This window comes from Solwaraspora sp. WMMD406, assembly GCF_029626025.1.
GTDB lineage: Bacteria > Actinomycetota > Actinomycetes > Mycobacteriales > Micromonosporaceae > Micromonospora_E.
Window position 1 is genome coordinate 3,633,341 of sequence record NZ_JARUBF010000001.1, and the last position, 19,844, is coordinate 3,653,184.

Here is a 19,844-nt window from a genome sequence, read left to right on the forward strand (position 1 = left end):
CGATGACGACGCCGGAACTGCTCCCGATTAGCCTGGTGGCGCACCAGGCGTTCTGCCCTCGCCGGGCCTGGCTGGAAGCAGCCGGCGAGTCGACCGACACCCACCAGGTGCAGGTCGGCGTCCAAGCCCACACCCCGGCCGACGACCCGACCGGGTCGCGGTCGCGACGCTACCGGGCCGTCGACGTCGTCAGCCACGAGCTCGGCGTGTACGGGCGCTGCGACACCGTCGAACTCGACGACGACGCCGCGATGACCGTCGTCGAACACAAGGCCACCCCGGTGCGCCGAAGGCCGGAAGTCACCGAACCGATGCGGATCCAGGTCGCCCTCCAGGCTCGGGCGCTGGCCGACATGGGCTACCCGGTGGCCGGGCAGGCCGTCTACTTCACCAACCATCGGGTACGGGTCGACATCACCCTGTCGCCGGCGGATGTCGCCGCCGCCCGGGAGATGGTGGCGGCCACCGCGCGTACGCTCGACGCCGAGCAGGCCCCGCCGCCGCTGGAAGACGACCGGCGGTGCTCCCGCTGCTCGCACATCAGCGTCTGCCTGCCCGACGAACGTCCGCTCACGCCGGTGACCCGCCGGATCGTCGTCGCCGACCCGGACACCCAGGTGCTGCACCTGACCACGCCAGGGTCGCGGGCGTACGTCGAGCGTGGCCGGATCGAGGTCAGCAAGAGCGGCGAGAAGATCGGGTCGTTTCCGATCGAACGGGTGCAAGGCTTGGTGGTGCACGGCAACGTCGACCTGTCCAGCGGCCTCATCCGGGAAGTGCTGTGGCGCAGCCTGTCGGTGGTGTGGTGCACCAGCAGCGGCCGGGTCACCGGATGGGCCAGGGCAGCCCAAGGACCCAACGGCAGCCCGCGACTGTTGCAACACGTCGCCTCCCACAACGGGCGCATCGACCTGGCCCGGCAGTTCGTCACCGCGAAGATCGCCAACCAGGCGACGTTGCTGCGCCGGCTCGGCGACGCCCCGGACACGGTGGCCCGCCTGCGTGAGCTGCAACGGCAAACCCTCGACGCGCCGTCGTTGGCTGACCTGTTCGGCATCGAAGGCGAGGCCGCCGCCAGCTACTTCGACCGGTTCCTGACCATGTTCCGGCCGAAGGTCGTCGACACCGAGCAGCTTTCCTTCTCCGTACGGACCCGACGCCCGGCCCGCGACCCGATCAACGCAGCGTTGAACCTCTGCTACGGGCTGCTGACCGCCGACGCCCTCCGGGCGGTCGTCGCCTGCGGGCTCGACCCGCACGCCGGGTTCCTGCACAGCTCCGGCCGCAACAAGCCGGCGCTGGCGCTCGACCTGGTCGAGGAGTTCCGGGCGGTGGTCGCCGACTCGGTCGTCATCACCGCGTTCAACAACGGCGAGATCCGCGCCCGCGACTTCTCCACTGTGCTGGGCACCACCCGGATCAGCGCGAACGGGCGCAAGGCGCTCATCGCCGGCTACGAACGCCGGATCACCAGCACCTTCCGGCATCCGATCTTCGGCTACGAGGTGACCTGGCGACGCGCGATGGAGATCCAGGCGCGCCTGGTGCTCGGCGTGATCGACGGGACGCAGCCCCGGTACGAGGGGATCAAGATCCGATGAGCCTGGACGACGTACGGCGCTACTTGATCGCGTACGACGTCTCCGACGACGTACGGCGGACAAAGGTCGCCAAGAAGCTCGAATCGTACGGCGACCGCGTCCAGTACAGCGTGTTCGTCGTTGACGCCCGTCCGGCGAAGATCCTGCGGCTGCGGGACGCGCTCACCGACATGATCAACCAGGGTACGGATTCGATCCTGTTCTGTGACCTGGGTACGCTTCGGGAGCGTGCCAGCCGATCGCTTGATGTGATCGGCCAGGGTCGCCCGATCACCGGGCACGGTCCGGCGATCCTGTAGTCCCGCCGTCCGTCCTGTCGGTGCCACCTCCGCGAGAGGTCCGTCGTGACGGCCGTGAGCGTGGACCTCTCGCGGAGCTGTTTTGCCTGCTCAGATGCTGCTCTATAGTGGACGGTCGCGGCTTTTGGGCGGTCGGGGAACCCTCTGTCGGCGGACCTCTCGCGGGCCGGTTGTTCCGCCGCAGGTCAGGAGGGGTAAGATTTGGACCCTGTCGCAGCTCTCTCGGGAGCTGCCCTTCATTGAGGCTGAGTGGCTAGACATTATGGAGCGTGTCAGAGGTGAGTCGCAGCTCTCTCGGGAGCTGCCCTTCATTGAGGCGCATCACGTCGATAGCCGACATCACCACTCCATCCAGTCGCAGCTCTCTCGGGAGCTGCCCTTCATTGAGGCACCCGGACATGACGATGGGGCCGGCGTGCGGGCCGAGTCGCAGCTCTCTCGGGAGCTGCCCTTCATTGAGGCTTTCGGTTTGCGTCGTCGAGACTCGCGCCGTGCTGTCGCAGCTCTCTCGGGAGCTGCCCTTCATTGAGGCACGTCATCGTCGGTCGGAGCAGCCGGCCCCCACGTGTCGCAGCTCTCTCGGGAGCTGCCCTTCATTGAGGCTGCACGCTCGGATCGTCCATGGTGCCACCGGTCACCGGTCGCAGCTCTCTCGGGAGCTGCCCTTCATTGAGGCTTGATTCCACCCCACCACACACCGAAAACACGCAGTCGCAGCTCTCTCGGGAGCTGCCCTTCATTGAGGCGATTCTGGTTGACGCCTTCCATTTGGACGGGGTCGTCGCAGCTCTCTCGGGAGCTGCCCTTCATTGAGGCCAGGACGAGACCCGACCGGTCGGGCGAAGGCGTGGTACGTCGCAGCTCTCTCGGGAGCTGCCCTTCATTGAGGCATGAATCGGATTTTGATGAAAAGGGACGAGTCAAGGCAGGTCGCAGCTCTCTCGGGAGCTGCCCTTCATTGAGGCTGGGGCAGCCAGTCGTCGGCCGCGCCGGCGAACCGGAGTCGCAGCTCTCTCGGGAGCTGCCCTTCATTGAGGCATCTCGTCGTCGCCGCGCCGGCGCATGAACTCCGGTCGCAGCTCTCTCGGGAGCTGCCCTTCATTGAGGCATCCAGCAACACACCTCGCCCGTGCTACTAGACGGTCGCAGCTCTCTCGGGAGCTGCCCTTCATTGAGGCGAATTGCCGCCGGTCCTCGGTCGGCGGCAGGACGGTCGCAGCTCTCTCGGGAGCTGCCCTTCATTGAGGCCTTAGTCGGGCTGTCAAGGGCGTGACTCTGCGTGAGGTCGCAGCTCTCTCGGGAGCTGCCCTTCATTGAGGCTCCCACCTGTACCGGTGGTGGCCGGACGTGCTGTTGAGTCGCAGCTCTCTCGGGAGCTGCCCTTCATTGAGGCCTACCACACCAGAACGTACTTCTGCCCCACTATCATAAGTCGCAGCTCTCTCGGGAGCTGCCCTTCATTGAGGCAAGATCACCATCGAGACAGGAGACGGATCATGAAGTCGCAGCTCTCTCGGGAGCTGCCCTTCATTGAGGCTCCGACGCGAACCGCTGTGCGTCTGCGAAGACGAGAGCCACGTCGCAGCTCTCTCGGGAGCTGCCCTTCATTGAGGCGTCTCCCACTCGAACTGCGCCGAGCTGGTCTGGCCGTCGCAGCTCTCTCGGGAGCTGCCCTTCATTGAGGCATCAACACACGTACCGGCGCGATGATTAGAACTCGGTCGCAGCTCTCTCGGGAGCTGCCCTTCATTGAGGCTACAGCAACAGTCGAGAATCTGTTCGACTGTTCAAGTCGCAGCTCTCTCGGGAGCTGCCCTTCATTGAGGCGTCAGCCCGCCGCCCGTCGGGGTGGTCAGCGTCTGTCGCAGCTCTCTCGGGAGCTGCCCTTCATTGAGGCATTCGGCGGTGATCAGGTGGCTTCCAGCACCGGGAGTCGCAGCTCTCTCGGGAGCTGCCCTTCATTGAGGCGCACGCCGCGCCGAGTCTGGCGGAGATCCGGGTGAGTCGCAGCTCTCTCGGGAGCTGCCCTTCATTGAGGCATGACCAGGTCACCCGGACCGACGGACGCCCGGTCGCAGCTCTCTCGGGAGCTGCCCTTCATTGAGGCGGGGCGAGACCCTGCGCGAGTTCTTCGAGTTCATGTCGCAGCTCTCTCGGGAGCTGCCCTTCATTGAGGCGAGACATGCGGCGTTTCAGTGGTGGCCACGACATGTCGCAGCTCTCTCGGGAGCTGCCCTTCATTGAGGCCGCACCGAACAGCCGGCGGGCGGTGGGTCGGATGAGTGTCGCAGCTCTCTCGGGAGCTGCCCTTCATTGAGGCGTGCTGGCGCTGCCGTGCATCGGCGTGGCAGCCCCGGTCTGTCGCAGCTCTCTCGGGAGCTGCCCTTCATTGAGGCGTCGAGCAGATCGACGCCACCGCCGGGCAGCGCGGCGAGGTCGCAGCTCTCTCGGGAGCTGCCCTTCATTGAGGCCGGTCTCCCTCCTGTCGCACCTGAACGCGGGTACCAGTCGCAGCTCTCTCGGGAGCTGCCCTTCATTGAGGCTTGTCTTGGTCGTGTTGGAGATACCCGAACTGAAGTGTCGCAGCTCTCTCGGGAGCTGCCCTTCATTGAGGCGCAAGCCGACGGTGGAGAACGGGGCCGTCAACTTCGTCGCAGCTCTCTCGGGAGCTGCCCTTCATTGAGGCCCGGCCGCCGGCAGACCGTCAGCCGGGGGCGGGGTGTGTCGCAGCTCTCTCGGGAGCTGCCCTTCATTGAGGCTCGACGCAATGGACCTGACGCTCGGCGTGGTCCGGGTGGTCGCAGCTCTCTCGGGAGCTGCCCTTCATTGAGGCCAGCTGTTGGGTCAGCAGGGTGAGGTGGCGCCGTGGTCGCAGCTCTTTCGGGAGCTGCCCTTCATTGAGGCTGGCCATGCAACGACGGCAGCGACGCGGGCGGGTGCGTGGTCGCAGCTCTCTCGGGAGCTGCCCTTCATTGAGGCGTGTTCGCCCCGCCATGGGTGGGTGTCCGGTGGCGGCAGGTGGTCGCAGCTCTCTCGGGAGCTGCCCTTCATTGAGGCCAGGGGTCAGACGGCCGCTGGTACTGCTGGGTCGTCGCAGCTCTCTCGGGAGCTGCCCTTCATTGAGGCCCGGCAGCCCTGCACCACTGTAGATGTGCGTCGATGGTCGCAGCTCTCTCGGGAGCTGCCCTTCATTGAGGCGAGCACGTCCGCGCCGGCTGGCTGCTGCTGCGCCCCTGTTGCAGCCCTCTTGGGAGCTGCCCTTCATTGAGGCGCCCATGCGCTTACACGGACCCTGGGGTTGAGCATGGTCGCAGCTCTCGGGGTGTTGCCCTTCGTTGAGACGTCTCGTGGATTTCGGGGCAGTCGTTTTCGCTGTCCGGCGGCGTTCGACTGCGGAGAATGACATCGATGACGGTATTCGTTGTTGGGTGCCCGCGAGTATGTGATCTGGCCTCACCGAGGTGAGGCTTATCCACGTCACCCGCGAGAATAACGTGGATAAGCCTCACCTCGGTGAGGTCAAAAATCGTGATGGGGTGGCGGTGCCGTCGCTGGCACGTGGACTCGCTGAAGGCGTGGCGGGTCAACCGTGAGCTGGGAAGTTGCAGCGTGGCCAACCGGCGTACGGCGAGCGCGGGTGCCGGTGGAGACCCGATAGCCGGGTTACAGTTCGGGGTCGACGCCGTTGGCATGGCGGCGCTGGGCTTCCCGGACTCCGGTGTGGGTGAGGGCGGACTTGTAGACGGCGATCGACACCATCCGGCCGTCGCGGCCCGCGCCGACGACGGTCGCCAGGATGCCGATCACGGGGGAGTGCGGGTCGTCGTGGCCGTACCGGATGTCGGAAACCCGTACGCGCATGGCGCGGTCGCCGTACACCCAGTCGGCTTTGCCGAGATGCAGCGTCTCGCCGACGCGCAGCGGTTCCTCAGACGGCATCGGGGTCGCCATCCGTCTCGTCTTCCGCGTCGTCCCCGAGGCCGTATTCCATCAGCGGCTCAGGTGAAGACAGGCCGGACAGGTGGAGCACGGCTCGGATTCGTCGCGCCGTGACGCCATCCCAGCGGTCCAAGATCGCCAGCGCGCGCAGAAACGGTCGGCAGGGTGCCGCCACGTCGCATCGCCGACATTCACCGATCCGACTCGGCAGGTGCAGCGTGGCGTCGTCGCGTGCCTGCGCGATCGTCCGCGCCGTCGACGGGCTGTGCGGGCCGCCGGTGCGGGCCTCGGGCGGTGCCGGGGTGACCCCTCGGGCGGCGGCCAGCCGGAAACGTCGGTCCTGGTTGATGTCGGTTGTGCCAGGGGTACGGCGAGGCAGCGGCGGCCGGTTGGGGGTCGGCTCCGACGACCGCGACCTGCCGCCAAACGAGGTGTATCGGGCGAGGCGGGGCGTACCGCCGATCCCGTCGTTTCTGAGCACGGTGATCCTCCCTCGTGGATAGGCAATCACATTCGCTTCCCGATCCACCCTGGACTCCGCAGCGGTCCTGTGGAAGGTTGATTGGCGGCAACGAACTTGAACGTCTCCACACCCGCGAAGGAAGGACCTGTAACCATGAGCACCTACGGTGGCGTGGCGCGAATCCTGAAATTCATTCGTAACCATTCGGGCATGACACAAGACCAGCTGGCCGATCGGATCAACGTATCGTCGTCCTTGATCGCGAAGTTCGAGACCAACCGGGCCATCCCCAAGCCGGACACCGCGCGGCACCTGGACGCCCTGTTCGACGGGGGCGACATGTTCCAGGAGCTGGCCGCCGAGGCGCGGGCCAACCTCGGCAAGCCGATCTGGGTCCGCTCCTGGCTGGAACACGAGAGCAACGCGACGATGGTCCGCTCGTTCCAGCCATTGTTCGTGCCCGGTCTGCTGCAGACCGAGGAGTACGCCCGGGCCATCCTGACCTACGCCGGCACCCGGGTCGCCGACATCGAGGCCGCCGTCGACGCCCGGCTGGGCCGGGCCGGTGTGCTGCACCGCTCCGACATGCCGTGCCGGCTGTTCGCGGTGATCGACGAGGCAGTGTTACGCCGGCCGGTCGGCGGCCCGGAGGTGATGCGCGACCAGCTCCAGGCGATCGTCAAAGCGTGCGCCGGACCGACCGTCGAGGTGGCGGTGGTGCCGTCCACGGTCGGTGCCTACCCCGGCCTCAACGGGCCGCTGGCGATCGCCACCGTCGAGGGCCGCAACGTCGCCTTCCTGGACGGGCCGATGGGCGGCCAGGTGATCGAGGACTCCGACCAGGTCGCGATGCTCGAAGAACTCTGGGAAGGCGTCCGGGGTTACGCTCTGCCGCGACAGCCGTCCCTCGATCTGATCACGGAGGCCGCAGAGGCATGGAACTGACCGACACCCCCCGCTGGCGCACGTCCCGCCGCAGCAACGGCCAGGGCGGCGACTGCGTCGAGGTCGCCGACAACCTGCCCGGTCGGATCCTGGTCCGCGATTCCAAGGACCGGTCCGGGCCGACGCTGACCTTCGGCCCGGCCGCCTGGCGTTCCTTCGTCACCGACGTGTCCGACGTGTCCGACGTGTCCGACGGGCCCGAGCTGCGCGCCGACCACTGACAGTCGAGACCTGACTCCCGCTCGTCGCGGGCCGGCAATCACGCTCGATGTGAGCGCCATTGTTGTCAAAACGCCATCGTGACAACCACAGCGCTCACATTGATCCTGATGCCGGGCGGGGTCTACCGCTGACGCCAGCGGGCCAGGGCGTACAGGGCGAAGCACAGGTGCGGTCGCGGCGAGGCGTGGCGCTGCTCGGTCAGCAGTTCCGGCAGTAGGGTCGGATCGAGCAGGTCGGCCACGGCGTCGCCGTCGAGGCGGGCCAACGCCGCCAACGCCGCCCCGTCCCCGTGGAACGCCGTCTGGTCCACGTAGAAGGGTCCGGTCGGCGGCCGGGGTCCGCGCGTCCAGTAACGGGCGGGTGGCCGCGACGCGGTCCGTCCGCCGTACCCCTGCTCGGGGTAGTCCAGCAGCCGGGGCCAGAGCCGGCTGATGGCGTACCGATGCCAGCGGTCGCCGAGCTGCGCGCGGACCGGCAGCCCCCGCACGGCGTCGGTCCACGTCGGATCGAGGTACGGCACCCGCCACGCGGGGTGCCCGCCGATCGCCGCCAGATTGGTGCCGATCTTGCGGCGACCGTACTGCGTGTGGAAGAAGTCGGCGGTCGCCCGCGCCAGGGTGCCGGTCGTCGGCAGCACCCGGTCGATCCGGGCGCGCAGCGCCGCCGGGCGCAGCGCGTCGGCGAGTTCGGCCGACAGTCGGCGGTGCTCGTCGGCGCGGAACGGGTGGGCGAACCGGCGCAGCAGATGGTCGGTGGCGTGTCCCGCGCCCCGATACGCCAGCCGCAGCGCGGCAGCACCGACCGGCGGCAGATAGTAGCCACGGGCGAATTCGCCGTGGTAGCCGAGCAGCACCGGCGGGTTTGGCGGAGTCGGTGTGCTGAGGTGTGCCATGCCGGCCCAGTTGCTGATCGGCAGTAGACCGCCGGTGGCGCGGGCGGTCCGCTCCGTCCCGGCGTCGAGGTCCCCCGCCGGTACGGCCCGGACGGTGTACGGCAGCCCCAGATCGGTGGCGATAGTGGTCGCCACCTGCCGGTCGAAGGACCCGGCGACGCCGGAGACGAGCAGGTGCGGACGGTGCCCGTCGGCGAGCAGCGCGGCCAGCAGCAGTCGGGCGTCCAACCCGCCGGACATGGACAGCGTGCAGTCGACAGCACTGTGCCCGTCGGTTCCGGCAGGCGCGGAAACGGCCCGCCGTACGCTGTCGCGCAGTGCCCGCACCGCGTCGTCCGGTGTGGTGGGCGACGGCATCCGGATCGCCGGGCCGGCCGACACCCGGGCGCCGTCGCGGTCGAGGGTGACCACCGCGCCGGCCGGGACCCGCCGCACGTGCCGGTCCAGGGTTTCGTCGCCGAGCAGGTGCCCGACGGCGAGGTAGTCGGCGACCGCCTCGTGGTTCCAGCTCAGCGGACGTCGTGCCGCGGCCAGGACGTCGTCGACGGTGCGCCCGTGCGTCAGCGGTGACCGGGTGTCGTAGAAGTGGTCGACGACGCCGGACCGGGAGCTGATCAGGGTCACCTGGTCCGGATCGGTCACCGCGATCACGAAGTCACCGGGCAATACGGTCAGCGCGGCCGCCTGACCGGAGCCGATCAGGTCGGTGATCCGCTGTGGGTTTTCCGCGCAGTGACCGAAGACGGTCACCTCGTCGGTGCCGGCGGTCATGCCGCGCTACTTTCACCTGCCGCCGCGAACTCGTCGGCCGCGTCGGGATCGTCGGCCGGGTCGAGCTGTTCCAGGACGGTGTCGGCGACGGCCAGCACCCCCAGGGTGCAGAAGCGGGTCCGGGTGCTGGTGAAATCGCTGTTCTCGGCCCACTTGTTGGCCGGTGCGCCGCCGCCGCAGAGCGCGAAGTAGCCGCAGGTTCGTGCGCAGGCACGCCGGCCCTGTTCGACCTGGGCGGCCAGCCGGGCGAACCCCGGCCGCCAGCGGTCCAGGGCGAAGCCAGGCTCGGTGACGTTGCCGAGGACGAAGTCGCCGTGGTCGGCGGCGCGCCAGCCGAGCAGCTCGGGGGAGAAGGAGCCGACGTCGCCGTTCGCGCCGACGGTCACGATCGCCAGGGGTTCGCTCTGGGTGTTGCCGATCGGCAGCTGGTGGGACACGATGTGCGTCCGCATGGCGGCCAACTCCCGTACCCGGATGCCGGTCTCGGCCGACCAGGTGGCGACTCGGCGCAGGAAAGCCCGGTAGGCGGCGTCGAAGTCGGCCAGCCGGTGCAGCGTCGACGTGTTGCCGCCTTCGGTCTCCTCCGGGTTGAGCCCGATCGAGCGGGGCCGCAGCTCGGCCAGGTAGTCCAGCCACAGATCCTGGTGACGCAACGTCTGTGGGGTCACCACGGAGATCACGTCGAAGGGTATGCCGGCGGCGTGCAGCCGCCCGGCTCCCCGATGGGCGCGGGCGTGGGTGCCGCGTCCCTGCCGGGTCCGCCGGTGGACGTCGTGGATCACCGCCGGCCCGTCGATGCTGACCCCGACCCGGATCTGTTCGTCGCGCAGCAGCGCGCACCAGGCGTCGTCGATCAGCAGACCGTTGGTCTGCAGCGAAAACCCCACCCGGGTGTACGGGCCCAGTTCGCGGCGCAGGATCTCGTTGGCCTGCCGGTAGAAGTCGCGGGGGGCGGTCAACGGTTCACCGGCGTGCCAGCGGACCTCGACCTGCTCGGCAAGGATGCCGGAGCCGGTCAGGGTGTGGGCGGTCGCTTCGACCACGTCCAGCGGCATCAGGGTGCGCCGCTCCCGGTCCGGCAGGTAGCAGTAGCCGCAGTTGATGTTGCAGTAGCCGGTGGCTTGCAGGACGACCTGCCGGACCGGGCCGAGACGTGGGGCGTGGGCCGGGGCGATGTCCGGGCCGAGAGCCGGGTTGTTGGGTGGGCGCGGCATCCGGTTCACCCCGCCGGGCTCGGTGCCATCGCGCGGGCGCTGAGCGCGTTGGCGGTCAGCATCGACACGTCCGGTAGGCCGACGTCGTTGGTGGCTCCGTCGTGCAACACGTCTTGGGTGTTGACCACGTACGCCTGTCCGGGTCGCAGGCGGATCCGCACCACCGGGTAGCCGCCGAAGGCCGCGAAGAACGCGTTCTTGAGTGCGTGGGTGGTGATCGGCACCGGGTGGCCGGTCTCCCGCAGCAGCCGGATCAGGTCGACGACCCGCAGGTTGACAAAGTGGACGTACCGGTGGGCGAAGCCCAGGTTGACCCCGGCGAGCAGGTACGACAGGTGCCGTTCGGTGAGCGGGTAGTCCTGGTGGTTGTCCAGGTGCAGGCCCATGAAGACCCGTTCGGCGTAGTTGTAGGCGGTGGACAGCTGCTGCGGGGAGTGCACGACGGTGTCGGCCGGGCCGTGGTCGCCGCAGGTGATGCCGGCGCGCTGGTAGAGCGTGTCGAGGAGCAGGTCCCGGGCGGCCCGTACGGTGGCTGTCCGGCGTTCGGCGTCCGCCGGCGTGTCGGCCGGGTCGGCGAGCAGCGGCAGCATCCGCTGCTGGATGTCCGTCAACGCCGCCGGGTCGAGATCGATCAGGGTGAGCATTTCGTGCAGCTGGGTGTCGGGGGTCGGCCGCAGCAGGTCGAATTCGGCGGTGGTGAGGGGCCGCCAGTCGTCGCGGGGAACGATCGCCGACGCCGCCGCCGGCACGTTCGCGCAGTCGGCCAACGAGCGGGTCCCCGAGCTGATCGCGATGTCGGTGGACTCGTGTACGTCGGACAGGACGTTGAGGGTGATGCCGGGAATGAGCACGGTGCCGCTCCAGCTTTCGATCGGTTTCGGGGTGGCTTGCGAAGTGGGCGGTGACGGGGTGGTGGTGGCTTTCGGCGGAGGGCCGGCGCGTGCGGGGCGCCGGCCCTCCGCCGACGCCGGATCAGGCATCGGAGGCGAGGTCAGTCGCCCCAGGTGGAGTAGCCCGACTGGCAGGAGCCACGGCTGCCGGACCGCTCGGCGGTGCGGATGCGCTGGACACGGTCCTCGACGGACCGCAGCTGGCCGGTGTCGCTGGACACCGAGATCGGGACCGTACGGGCGGCGGAGGACGCGAGGACCCGCTCCGCCAGTTCGGCCTGCCACTGGTTGATCGCCACGGTGTTCTCCCTCGGAGGTAGGTGACTGTGGTGCTCCTAGGAAAGCGACGTCTCCGCTTCCGGCGAAAGCACACGGCTGCTGGCCTACCGCTTCCGTACCGCTTCCCTTCTGCTTCCATACCGCTTCCGTTGCCCGCGCGGCCCGTCGAGGTGGGGGCGCGGGGTGGACCGGGTCGAGGTCCTCCGGGCGGCCGCGTTACAGGTAACGGTTTGAAAACTTCGCCCACGGTCTTGACAAGGAGGGGGGTTCAGTAAGAACTTTTACCACTAACAGTTAACACTCTTTCCCGAAAGGTTGGCGCCGATGGCTGACAGCGAGGTGGAGATCCCCGCGCGGACCGCGGTGGTCGACGCCCCGGGGCCGGCCGACTCGGTGCTGGCCCGGGTACGGCTCACCGACTTCACCGGAGCGTTGCGGCGGGTCGCCGACCAGGTGCTCACCGACCCGGCGGCGGCCGCCCGCGCCACCATCGTCGAGCTGGCCGAACGCAGCGGTACGTCACCGGCGACGGTGACCCGCTTCTGCCGGGCGCTCGGCTTCGACGGCTACGCCGACCTGCGGCTCGGCATCGCCGCCGAGACCGGCCGGGCGCGCGCCGCCGGCTGGACCGTCGACATCGGACGCGAGATCCAACCCACCGACCCGCTCGACCGGGTGCTCGGCCAGATCATGGCCGCCGACACCCAGGCCATGAACGACACCGCCGCCCTGCTCGACCTGGCCGAGGTCGACAAGGCCGCCAACGCCGTCGCCGCCGCCAGCCGGGTCAACATATTCGGTGCCAGCGGCAGCGCCCTGGTCGGCGAGGAGATGCAGTTCAGCCTGCACCGCATCGGCGTACCGGCGTGGGCCTGGACCGACCTGCACAACGGGCTGGCCAGCGCGGCGCTGATGCGCGACGGCGATGTGGCCCTCGGCATTTCGCACACCGGCCAGACCCGGGAAACCATCGAGATGGTCGCCGAGGCCGGCAGCCACGGCGCGACGACCGTCGCGCTGACCAGCTTCCCCCGCTCCACCCTGGCCGAGCTGGCCGACATCGTCCTGCTCACCGCCACCCAGGCGACGACCTTCCGGCCGGACGCGTTGTCCGCCCGGCACCCGCAACTCGTCGTGCTCGACCTGCTCTACGTCGCCGTCGCGCAGCGGACCCACGACCGGGCGCACGCCGCGTTCCGCCGGACCGCCCGTGCCGTCGACGGACACAAGGCCGTTGACGGACACAAGGCCGTCGACGGACACAAGGCCGTTGACGGACACAAAGCCGTCGATGGTCAGAAGTCCGTCGACAGTCACAAAGCCATGAACCCGATCATCCACCGCCCCGCCGAAACCCCCAGCTGAGGAGCGCAGATCATGTCCCTTTTCCCGGATTCCGCCCGGATCCCGTCCGCCGTCGCCGGTGCCTCGGTGCGCCGCCGGACCCTGCTGCGTCGGGCAGCCGCCGCCGGTCTGCTGGCCAGCCCGGCCGCCGGCCTGCTCGCCGCCTGCGCGGGCAGCACGCCGGACAGCGGCAGCACCGAGTCCGGCACCAAGAGCCCGGACAACCCGTTCGGCGTCGCCGACAACAGCAGCGTCGACGTCGTCGTGTTCAACGGCGGCCTTGGTGACGAGTACCCGGAGTTCGACAAGACGCTCTTCGTGGCCAAGCACGACAGCGTGACGGTCAACCTCAGCTCCACCCAGAAGATCAAGACCGAGCAGCAGCCGAAGTTCTCCACCACCCCGGCCGACCTGATCAACAACTCGGGCGCCGACCTGATGGCGATCGACACCCTGATCAACGAAGGCGCGCTGACCGAGCTGACCCCGCTGCTGGACGCGCCGAGCTGGGACGACCCGGACGTCAAGGTCCGCGACACGCTGCTGCCCGGCACCGTCGACGACGGTACGTTCGACGGCGAGTACTTCCAGCTCAACTACGCGTACACGGTCTTCGGTCTCTGGTTCGACCAGGCGCTGTTCGACCGCAACGGGTGGGCGTTGCCGACCAGCTTCGACGAGTTCTTCACCCTCGCCCCGAAGATCAAGGCGGCCGGCGTCGCGCCGTTCGCGTTCGCCGGCAAGTACCCGTACTACATGCGGTGGCCGATCATGACCTGGATCTGGTTGGCCGGCGGCCGCCAGGCCGTCGTCGACATCGACAACCTCGCCGAAGGCGCCTGGCAGACCGACGCGGTCACCGCCGCGATGAGCGCCGTCGAGAAGATGGTCAAAGACGGCTACACGCTGACCGGCAGCGACACGCTGACCCACACCGAGTCGCAGCAGGCCTGGCTCGACGGCAAAGCGGCGTTCCTGCCCTGCGGCACCTGGCTGGAGAACGAGATGCGCTCCACCATCCCGACCGGCTTCCAGATGACCATCGCCCCGGTGTGGAGCGTCGGCGCGAACGACGCCGCCCCGTACGGCACCGTGCAGGCCGGCTCCGGCGAAGGCTGGATCGTGCCGAAGAAGGCCGCCAACGCCCCCGGCGGGATGGAGTTCCTGCGGGCCATGCTCTCCAAGGAGGGAGCCAGCAAGTTCGCCGAACTGACCAGCTCGCTTGCCTCGGTCAAGGGCTCCGGCGACAACGTCACCACCTCCACCGCGCTCACCTCGGCCAACGAGATGATGACCAACGCCCCCGGTGACCTGGTGTCGTTCCGCCACCCCGACTGGTACGCCGACGTCGACAAGGTGGAGCAGAACGCGATCGGTGAGCTGATGGCCGGGCGGATGACCGCCGCCCAGTTCCAGGCGGCGCTGCAGGAGGCGTCCGACGCCGTCGCGGCCGACGACTCGATCAACAAGTTCACCCGGTCCTGACCCGGAGACCGCGGCCCGGTAATCGGTCGGTCCAGGAAGGAAGCGACAGGTCATGCGGCACGGGAAGGCCCGGTTCGTCACCGGATTTCTGGCACTGCCGGTAGCGCTGTACGTGTTCTACGTCGTCTGGCCGTACGCGCAGGCGGTTGGCTACTCGATGACCAACTGGGGTGGCTACTCCGACACCCAGGAGTTCGTGGGCCTGGCCAACTACGTCCGGCTCTTCGGCGACGAGCTGATCCGTACGGCGTTCTGGCACAACGTGTTCTTCCTGGTCACCCTGCCGCTGTTCACCATCGCGCTGGCCCTGTTCCTGGCGTTCCTGCTCAACGTGGGCGGACGCGGGGACAGGGCCGGCGTCCGGGGAGTACGCGGATCCGGCACCTACAAGATCATCTTCTTCTTCCCGCAGGTGCTGTCCCTGGTGCTGATCGCCATCATGTGGGGCGCCATCTACCGGGGCGACAGCCAGGGACTGCTCAACGGCATCCTGATCAGGATCGGGCTGGTCGACGCCGAGGCGCCGCTGAAGTTCGTCTCCGACCCGACACCGTTCCTCGGCGTACCGGCGGTGCTGTGGTGGCTGCTGCTGATCGCCGTCTGGGGCGGCGTCGGCTTCTACATGGTGCTCTTCTCCGCCGCAATGCAGTCCATCCCCAAGGACATCTTCGAAGCGGCGATGCTCGACGGCGCCAGCCGGGTCGCCAGCTTCCTGCGGATCACCCTGCCGCTGCTGCGCGACAGCATCTCGGTGGCCTGGGTCTACCTCGGCTTCATCGCCCTCGACATGTACGCCCTGGTCTTCGTGATGACCCCCAACCAGGGCGGCCCCGACCACGCCAGCGAGGTCTTCGCCTCGGTCATCAACTTCACCGCCTTCAGCAAGGGCCAGTTCGGGTACGCCTGCGCGATCGGTGTCTCGCTGGCCATCTTCACGCTGCTGCTCGCCGCCGTGCAGCTGCGGATCACCCGCCGCGAGCGGATCGAATACTAGGGAGGGCCGCGATGAGCACGATCACCAATCCACCGACCGGCGCGGCCACCCCACCGCCCCCCACCGTCACCGGGGGACGCCGTACCGCCAAGCCGTTGCCGCCCCGACGACGGCCCGGCGCGGTCTCCGATACCTTCTTCAACGGCTTCTCCCACCTGTTCCTGCTGGTGTGGGGCGCGATGGTGGTGCTGCCGCTGCTGTGGGTGGTGATGTCGTCGTTCAAGGACGACGCGCAGATCATCCGCGACCCGCTGTCGTTGATCCCCGATCAGCTGCACTGGGACAACTTCGCTCGCGCCTGGGTCGACGGCGGAATCGGCGACTTCTTCGTCAACACCCTCGTCATCGTCGGCGGCGGCGTGTTCCTGACCATGCTGCTCGGCTCGATGGCCGCGTACGTGCTGGCCCGCTACGAGTTCCCCGGCAACCGGTTCATCTACTACATGTTCCTGTCCGGGCTGACCCTGCCGGTGTTCATGGCCGCCGTACCGCTGTACAAAGGCGTGTACAACACCGGGGTCGTGCTGCCGCTGCTCGGCCCGAACAGCCACCTCATGCTGATCCTCGTCTACACCGCTTGGTCGTTGGCGTTCACCGTGTTCTTCATGCACTCGTTCTTCAAAACGCTGCCGGACACCGTCGCCGAAGCGGCGATGGTCGACGGGGCCTCGCACTCCACCCTCTTCTTCCGGATCATGCTGCCGATGGCCCGACCCGGTCTGATCAGCATCGGCATCTTCAACGTCATCGGCCAATGGAACCAGTGGTACCTGCCGTACCTGCTGATGCAGCCCAGCGGCGGCGAGGCCAAGAACCAGGTCATCGCCCAGGGTCTGATCGACCTGTCGGTCAACCAGGGCTACCAGTCCGACTGGTCCGGCCTGTTCGCCGGCGTCACCATGGCCATGCTGCCGGTCCTGATCGTCTACATCATCTTCCAGCGGCAGGTGCAGTCCGGCCTCACCGGCAGCGTCTCCAAGTAGCCGGCACCAGCTGGCAAGCGGCCGGCCACAGATGTCGCAGCCGGCGGTCACAATGGCCGGGTGCTGGTGGCGGTGACGGCGGGACCTGGCGGCGGCGGATCACTGCGCCCGCTGCGGCCCGACGGGCACCCCGCCGGCTCGGTCGAGCTCGTCGCCGACCTGGCAGCCGCGATCACCAGCTATCCCGATCCCGGTACGGCCGGTCCGCCCCGATGGGTGTGGGCCGCCACCGGCGGGATCTACCCCGGCCTGCTACGGGCCGGCGTACGAGTCGACCGCTGCCACGACATCGAGCTGACCGAGGCCCTGCTGCTCGGCCACGCCGGCCGCTGGGGCGAACCCCGGTCGCTGGCCGCCGCGTACGCCCGGCTCACCGGCGCGCCGGTACCCGCCGATCCACCCGCCCACGTGGCCACCCCGCCCGGCCACGACCAGCCGGCGCTCTTCGACGACCTGCCGGCGGTCGCGCCCCGTACCGACCCGCTGCGCACCCTCGCCGAGGTCTACGCCGACCAGCTTCGCCGGATCGCCGAGACCAGCCACCCCGACCGGTTCCGGCTGCTGGTCGCCGCCGAGTCGGCCGGTGCGCTGGTCGCCGCCGAAATGGGCGCGACCGGGCTGCCCTGGCGGGCCGACCTGCACGACGCGCTGCTGACCGAGCTGCTCGGCGCGCCGTCGCCGGTCGGCGGACCGCCCCGGCGGCTGGCCGAACTGTCCGCCCGGATCGCCGTCGCGTTCGGTCTGCGGCACCTGCACGCCGACTCACCAGCCGAGGTGCTGCGGGCCTTCGCCCGCGCCGGCATCAGCGTGCCCAACACCCGGGCCTGGGTGCTGCGCGGCGTCAACCATCCGGCCGTACCGCTGCTGATCCAATACAAGGAACTGCACCGGATCTGGACCGCGCACGGCTGGGCCTGGCGGGAGGCGTGGGTCCGGGACGGCCGCTTCCGACCCGAGTACGTCCCCGCCGGGGTGGTCTCCGGCCGCTGGGCCACCCGGGGCGGCGGCGCCCTGCAGATCCCCAAGGTGATCCGCCGGGCCGTGGTGGCCGACCCCGGCTGGTGTCTCGTCGTCGCCGACGCCGCCCAGCTGGAGCCACGGGTGCTGGCCGCCATGTCGGGCGACGCGCGGCTGGCCGCCGCCGGCAGCGCCGGTGACCTGTACGCCGCGCTGGCCCACGACGCGTTCGGCGGCGACCGGGACCGGGCCAAGGTGGCGCTGCTCGGCGCGATGTACGGCCAGACCGGTGGGGCCGCCGTACCGGCCCTCGCCGTGCTGCGGCGCAACTACCCGGTCGCCTTCGACTACGTTGAGGCGGCCGCCCGTACCGGCGAATCGGGTGGCCTGGTGCGCTCCTGGCTCGGCCGCACCTGCCCGCCGGCCAGCGTCGGCCCACAGTTCGACCAGGGCGCTGAGCCGGCCTTCGTCGAGACGCCGGACGGCCCACCGGCCGCAGGATCCGTCGGCGGGGCCGGCGCGCGGGCCCGTGGCCGGTTCACCCGCAACTTCGTCATCCAGGCGACCGCCGCCGAGTGGGCGCTGATCCTGCTCGCCACCGCCCGACAAGCCATCACCGGCACCCCGGCCGAGCTCGTCTTCTTCCAGCACGACGAGGTGGTGGTGCACTGTCCGGCGGAGCAGGCCGAAGAGGTCGCCGCCGGGCTGCGGCAGGCGGCGGAGCGGGCCACCCGGCTGCTGTTCGGCGACACCCCGGTCCGGGTGCCGCTCGACGTCGACATCGTCACCTGTTACGGCGACGCGCGGTGAGGCCGAGCGCGCCCGGCGACACCTGTTCGGCGCTTGATCGTTGGGATCGTTGTGCGTTCCATCGAGTCGGCGGCGGGCGTGCCGTCTCCGGTCGGTGCGACATGACCGGTCGAGCAGCGTGGCGGGGGTGGCTCAGCTGAGTCGGATCGCGGGGATGATCATTGCCGCTGGTGGTGGTCGTCGAATCGGTGGGCCGGAGGCCCTGCTGTATCGCGGCGACCAGCTGCTGGTCGAGCGGGCGCTGCGCATCGTCCGGGAAACCGGCTGCGATCCGGTGGTGGTGGTCCTCGGGGCCGCCGCCGACCAGGTCCGCGAGGAGGCTGACCTGAGCGGCGCCACCGTTGTGGTGAACCGGGCCTGGGGCACCGGGCTCGGTTCGTCGCTGCGGGTCGGCCTCGACGCGTTGAAGGACGCCGACGTCGAAGCGGTCGTGGTGTTCCCGGTCAACATGCCGGGGATCACCGCCGACGCGTTGCGCCGGGTGGCCGCGCTGCCGTACCCGGAGGTGCTGGTCTGCGCCACCTACGCCGGGCTGCGCAGCTACCCGATGGTGTTCGGACGCCGACACTGGTCGGCGATCGCGACGCTGGCCAACGCCGACGGCGGTGCCCGACCGTACCTGCTCGCCCACAAGGGCGAGGTGGTCGACATCGCCTGCGACGGGATCGCCGTCGGCGGTGCGGTGGACACTCCCGAGTCGGTGGTGGCCTGGGGGCTCGCCGTACCGGTGCAGCGCACGCCTGCCTGATCGGCGGCTCAGCCGAACCTGTCCAGCTGACCGGCGGCTCAGCCGCCGGTGAAGTGTCGGTACAGCGTCGGCATCAGCAGCCCGACGATGGCCAGCACCGAGACGACGGTGAACACGCCGCGCAGCACGACGACCTCGAAGGTGCTGCCCGCCGTGAGGGAATACTTGTTCGGTGGCCCGATCATCTTCCACATCCGCCGGCCGATCGGGATCGGCCACAGGATCGGCACCCCGGCCTTGGTGACCAGGTCGCCGAGTATGTGTACGAAACAACCGACCCCGACCGCCAGACCGAGCATCGGGTAACCCCTGCCGCCGGGCAGGTGCAGGTAGGTGAACCAGGCGGCGGCGAGCGCGACCAGGGTCACGATCACCCAGCCGGCGCGTTTGGCCCATTCGTCGAACAGTCCACGCAGGGCGAGGCCGATCATGAAGAACAGGATGCCGATGACGGCCCACTTGCCGTACGCGGTGCACAGTGCCGTGGTGCCCCAGCCGACCAGCACGGTGAACGGGATGGTGTGGGTGAGGGTCCGGTGTCCGTTGTTGCGATGTGGATCCTTGCTGAGCTTCGTCGCGTGGTAGACGCCCAGGGAGACCTTCTCGATCACCTCCGCGACGAACAAGGACACCACCCCGAAGGTACGGGCGACGGTGGCACCGCCCTGATTGCGGGTGACCTTGCCGGAGAGGTCCAGATCGGGGAAGAGCGCCCCGCCGGCGCAGACGGCGGTGCCCACCGCGATCGCCAGTGGCGACTGTTCGTAGCCGGCGAACTGGTCGAGCGCCCAACAGCCGGCCAGCCAGACGGAGGCACCGGACAGGGCATGGGACGGACCCATCATGGTTGAGCTTCCTCCAAGGTCATCTTCGCAGCGGAGGTCACTCTGTCAGACGCGCACCGGTCGGACAATCACCGCACCCACCACTATGGCCGTGGAGCGTGTCGCGACGATCGGCCACAGCTCGCCACCCGATGCCCATAGTAGACACAAGCGGACCGGACCG

General features: G+C 69.1%; 16 protein-coding genes, 1 pseudogene and 1 CRISPR repeat array. Of the genes and pseudogenes, 10 read left to right on the forward strand and 7 right to left on the reverse strand.

The genetic code is table 11. The features are described from left to right. Nucleotides 1-2: 2 nt before the first annotated feature. Together cas1 and cas2 are read left to right on the forward strand one after the other, a co-directional pair. Nucleotides 3-1,601 carry a CRISPR-associated endonuclease Cas1 gene (gene cas1, locus O7632_RS16295; RefSeq protein WP_278115308.1) on the forward strand — a complete coding sequence of 533 codons (1,599 nt, stop codon included), beginning with the start codon at nucleotides 3-5 and terminating at the stop codon, nucleotides 1,599-1,601. Then, a complete protein-coding gene (gene cas2, locus O7632_RS16300) occupies nucleotides 1,598-1,900 on the forward strand; it encodes a CRISPR-associated endonuclease Cas2 (RefSeq protein WP_278115310.1) in 303 nt (100 codons plus the stop codon). Before cas1 ends, cas2 begins: the two co-directional genes overlap by 4 nt. 210 nt (nucleotides 1,901-2,110) lie before the next feature. Further along, nucleotides 2,111-5,242: a CRISPR direct-repeat array (repeat unit 36 nt; unit sequence GTCGCAGCTCTCTCGGGAGCTGCCCTTCATTGAGGC). A 321-nt stretch (nucleotides 5,243-5,563) separates the two neighbouring features. On the opposite strand, the gene O7632_RS16305 is transcribed toward cas2, so the two are convergent. Continuing rightward, nucleotides 5,564-5,839 carry a hypothetical protein gene (locus O7632_RS16305; protein ID WP_278115311.1) on the reverse strand — a complete coding sequence of 92 codons (276 nt, stop codon included), beginning with the start codon at nucleotides 5,837-5,839 and terminating at the stop codon, nucleotides 5,564-5,566. Continuing rightward, nucleotides 5,829-6,320 (reverse strand): hypothetical protein, encoded by a 492-nt coding sequence (locus O7632_RS16310; protein ID WP_278115313.1) that lies wholly within the window; start codon nucleotides 6,318-6,320, stop codon nucleotides 5,829-5,831. Before O7632_RS16310 ends, O7632_RS16305 begins: the two co-directional genes overlap by 11 nt. Before the next feature lie 135 nt (nucleotides 6,321-6,455). Here O7632_RS16310 and O7632_RS16315 point away from each other — a divergent pair, with 135 nt between their 5' ends. Then, nucleotides 6,456-7,247 (forward strand): helix-turn-helix transcriptional regulator, encoded by a 792-nt coding sequence (locus O7632_RS16315; protein WP_278115314.1) that lies wholly within the window; start codon nucleotides 6,456-6,458, stop codon nucleotides 7,245-7,247. After that, nucleotides 7,238-7,468, forward strand: a complete 231-nt coding sequence (locus tag O7632_RS16320) for a DUF397 domain-containing protein (protein WP_278115316.1) — start codon at nucleotides 7,238-7,240, stop codon at nucleotides 7,466-7,468. The genes O7632_RS16315 and O7632_RS16320 overlap by 10 nt, the downstream gene beginning before the upstream one ends. 122 nt (nucleotides 7,469-7,590) lie before the next feature. Here the strand turns inward: O7632_RS16320 and O7632_RS16325 are convergent, their stop codons facing one another. The 4 genes from O7632_RS16325 to O7632_RS16340 all read right to left on the reverse strand — a co-directional run bounded on the left by O7632_RS16325 (nucleotide 7,591) and on the right by O7632_RS16340 (nucleotide 11,535). After that, nucleotides 7,591-9,132 (reverse strand): hypothetical protein, encoded by a 1,542-nt coding sequence (locus O7632_RS16325; protein ID WP_278115318.1) that lies wholly within the window; start codon nucleotides 9,130-9,132, stop codon nucleotides 7,591-7,593. Beyond that, nucleotides 9,129-10,346, reverse strand: coding sequence for a cyclophane-forming radical SAM/SPASM peptide maturase GrrM/OscB (gene grrM / locus O7632_RS16330; RefSeq protein ID WP_278115319.1), 1,218 nt, complete (start codon nucleotides 10,344-10,346; stop codon nucleotides 9,129-9,131). Before grrM ends, O7632_RS16325 begins: the two co-directional genes overlap by 4 nt. 5 nt (nucleotides 10,347-10,351) lie before the next feature. Beyond that, on the reverse strand, nucleotides 10,352-11,197 hold the full coding sequence (locus O7632_RS16335) for a hypothetical protein (protein WP_278115321.1): 846 nt from the start codon (nucleotides 11,195-11,197) through the stop codon (nucleotides 10,352-10,354). 140 nt (nucleotides 11,198-11,337) lie between these two features. Further along, on the reverse strand, nucleotides 11,338-11,535 hold the full coding sequence (locus O7632_RS16340) for a hypothetical protein (protein WP_278115323.1): 198 nt from the start codon (nucleotides 11,533-11,535) through the stop codon (nucleotides 11,338-11,340). Nucleotides 11,536-11,839: 304 nt separating this feature from the next. On the opposite strand from O7632_RS16340, the pseudogene O7632_RS16345 reads away from it, so the two are divergent. From O7632_RS16345 to O7632_RS16370, 6 genes and pseudogenes are all read left to right on the forward strand, one after another. Continuing rightward, a pseudogene (locus tag O7632_RS16345) lies at nucleotides 11,840-12,748 on the forward strand (MurR/RpiR family transcriptional regulator); the annotation flags it as partial. Between the two features lie 144 nt (nucleotides 12,749-12,892). Further along, nucleotides 12,893-14,344 carry an N-acetylglucosamine/diacetylchitobiose ABC transporter substrate-binding protein gene (gene ngcE / locus O7632_RS16350; RefSeq protein WP_278115324.1) on the forward strand — a complete coding sequence of 484 codons (1,452 nt, stop codon included), beginning with the start codon at nucleotides 12,893-12,895 and terminating at the stop codon, nucleotides 14,342-14,344. A 52-nt stretch (nucleotides 14,345-14,396) separates the two neighbouring features. Continuing rightward, nucleotides 14,397-15,338 (forward strand): sugar ABC transporter permease, encoded by a 942-nt coding sequence (locus O7632_RS16355; RefSeq protein WP_278115326.1) that lies wholly within the window; start codon nucleotides 14,397-14,399, stop codon nucleotides 15,336-15,338. A gap of 179 nt (nucleotides 15,339-15,517) precedes the next feature. Continuing rightward, nucleotides 15,518-16,321 carry a carbohydrate ABC transporter permease gene (locus tag O7632_RS16360; RefSeq protein ID WP_278120101.1) on the forward strand — a complete coding sequence of 268 codons (804 nt, stop codon included), beginning with the start codon at nucleotides 15,518-15,520 and terminating at the stop codon, nucleotides 16,319-16,321. A gap of 60 nt (nucleotides 16,322-16,381) precedes the next feature. Beyond that, nucleotides 16,382-18,088 (forward strand): bifunctional 3'-5' exonuclease/DNA polymerase, encoded by a 1,707-nt coding sequence (locus tag O7632_RS16365; RefSeq protein WP_278115328.1) that lies wholly within the window; start codon nucleotides 16,382-16,384, stop codon nucleotides 18,086-18,088. A 154-nt stretch (nucleotides 18,089-18,242) separates the two neighbouring features. After that, nucleotides 18,243-18,836: a nucleotidyltransferase family protein gene (locus O7632_RS16370; protein WP_278120103.1), complete on the forward strand. Its 594-nt coding sequence runs from the start codon at nucleotides 18,243-18,245 to the stop codon at nucleotides 18,834-18,836. Between the two features lie 38 nt (nucleotides 18,837-18,874). On the opposite strand, the gene O7632_RS16375 is transcribed toward O7632_RS16370, so the two are convergent. Then, the gene (locus O7632_RS16375) at nucleotides 18,875-19,681 is read right to left on the reverse strand and encodes a metal-dependent hydrolase (protein ID WP_278115330.1); all 807 of its coding nucleotides are present in this window, start codon (nucleotides 19,679-19,681) and stop codon (nucleotides 18,875-18,877) included. Nucleotides 19,682-19,844: the final 163 nt, after the last annotated feature.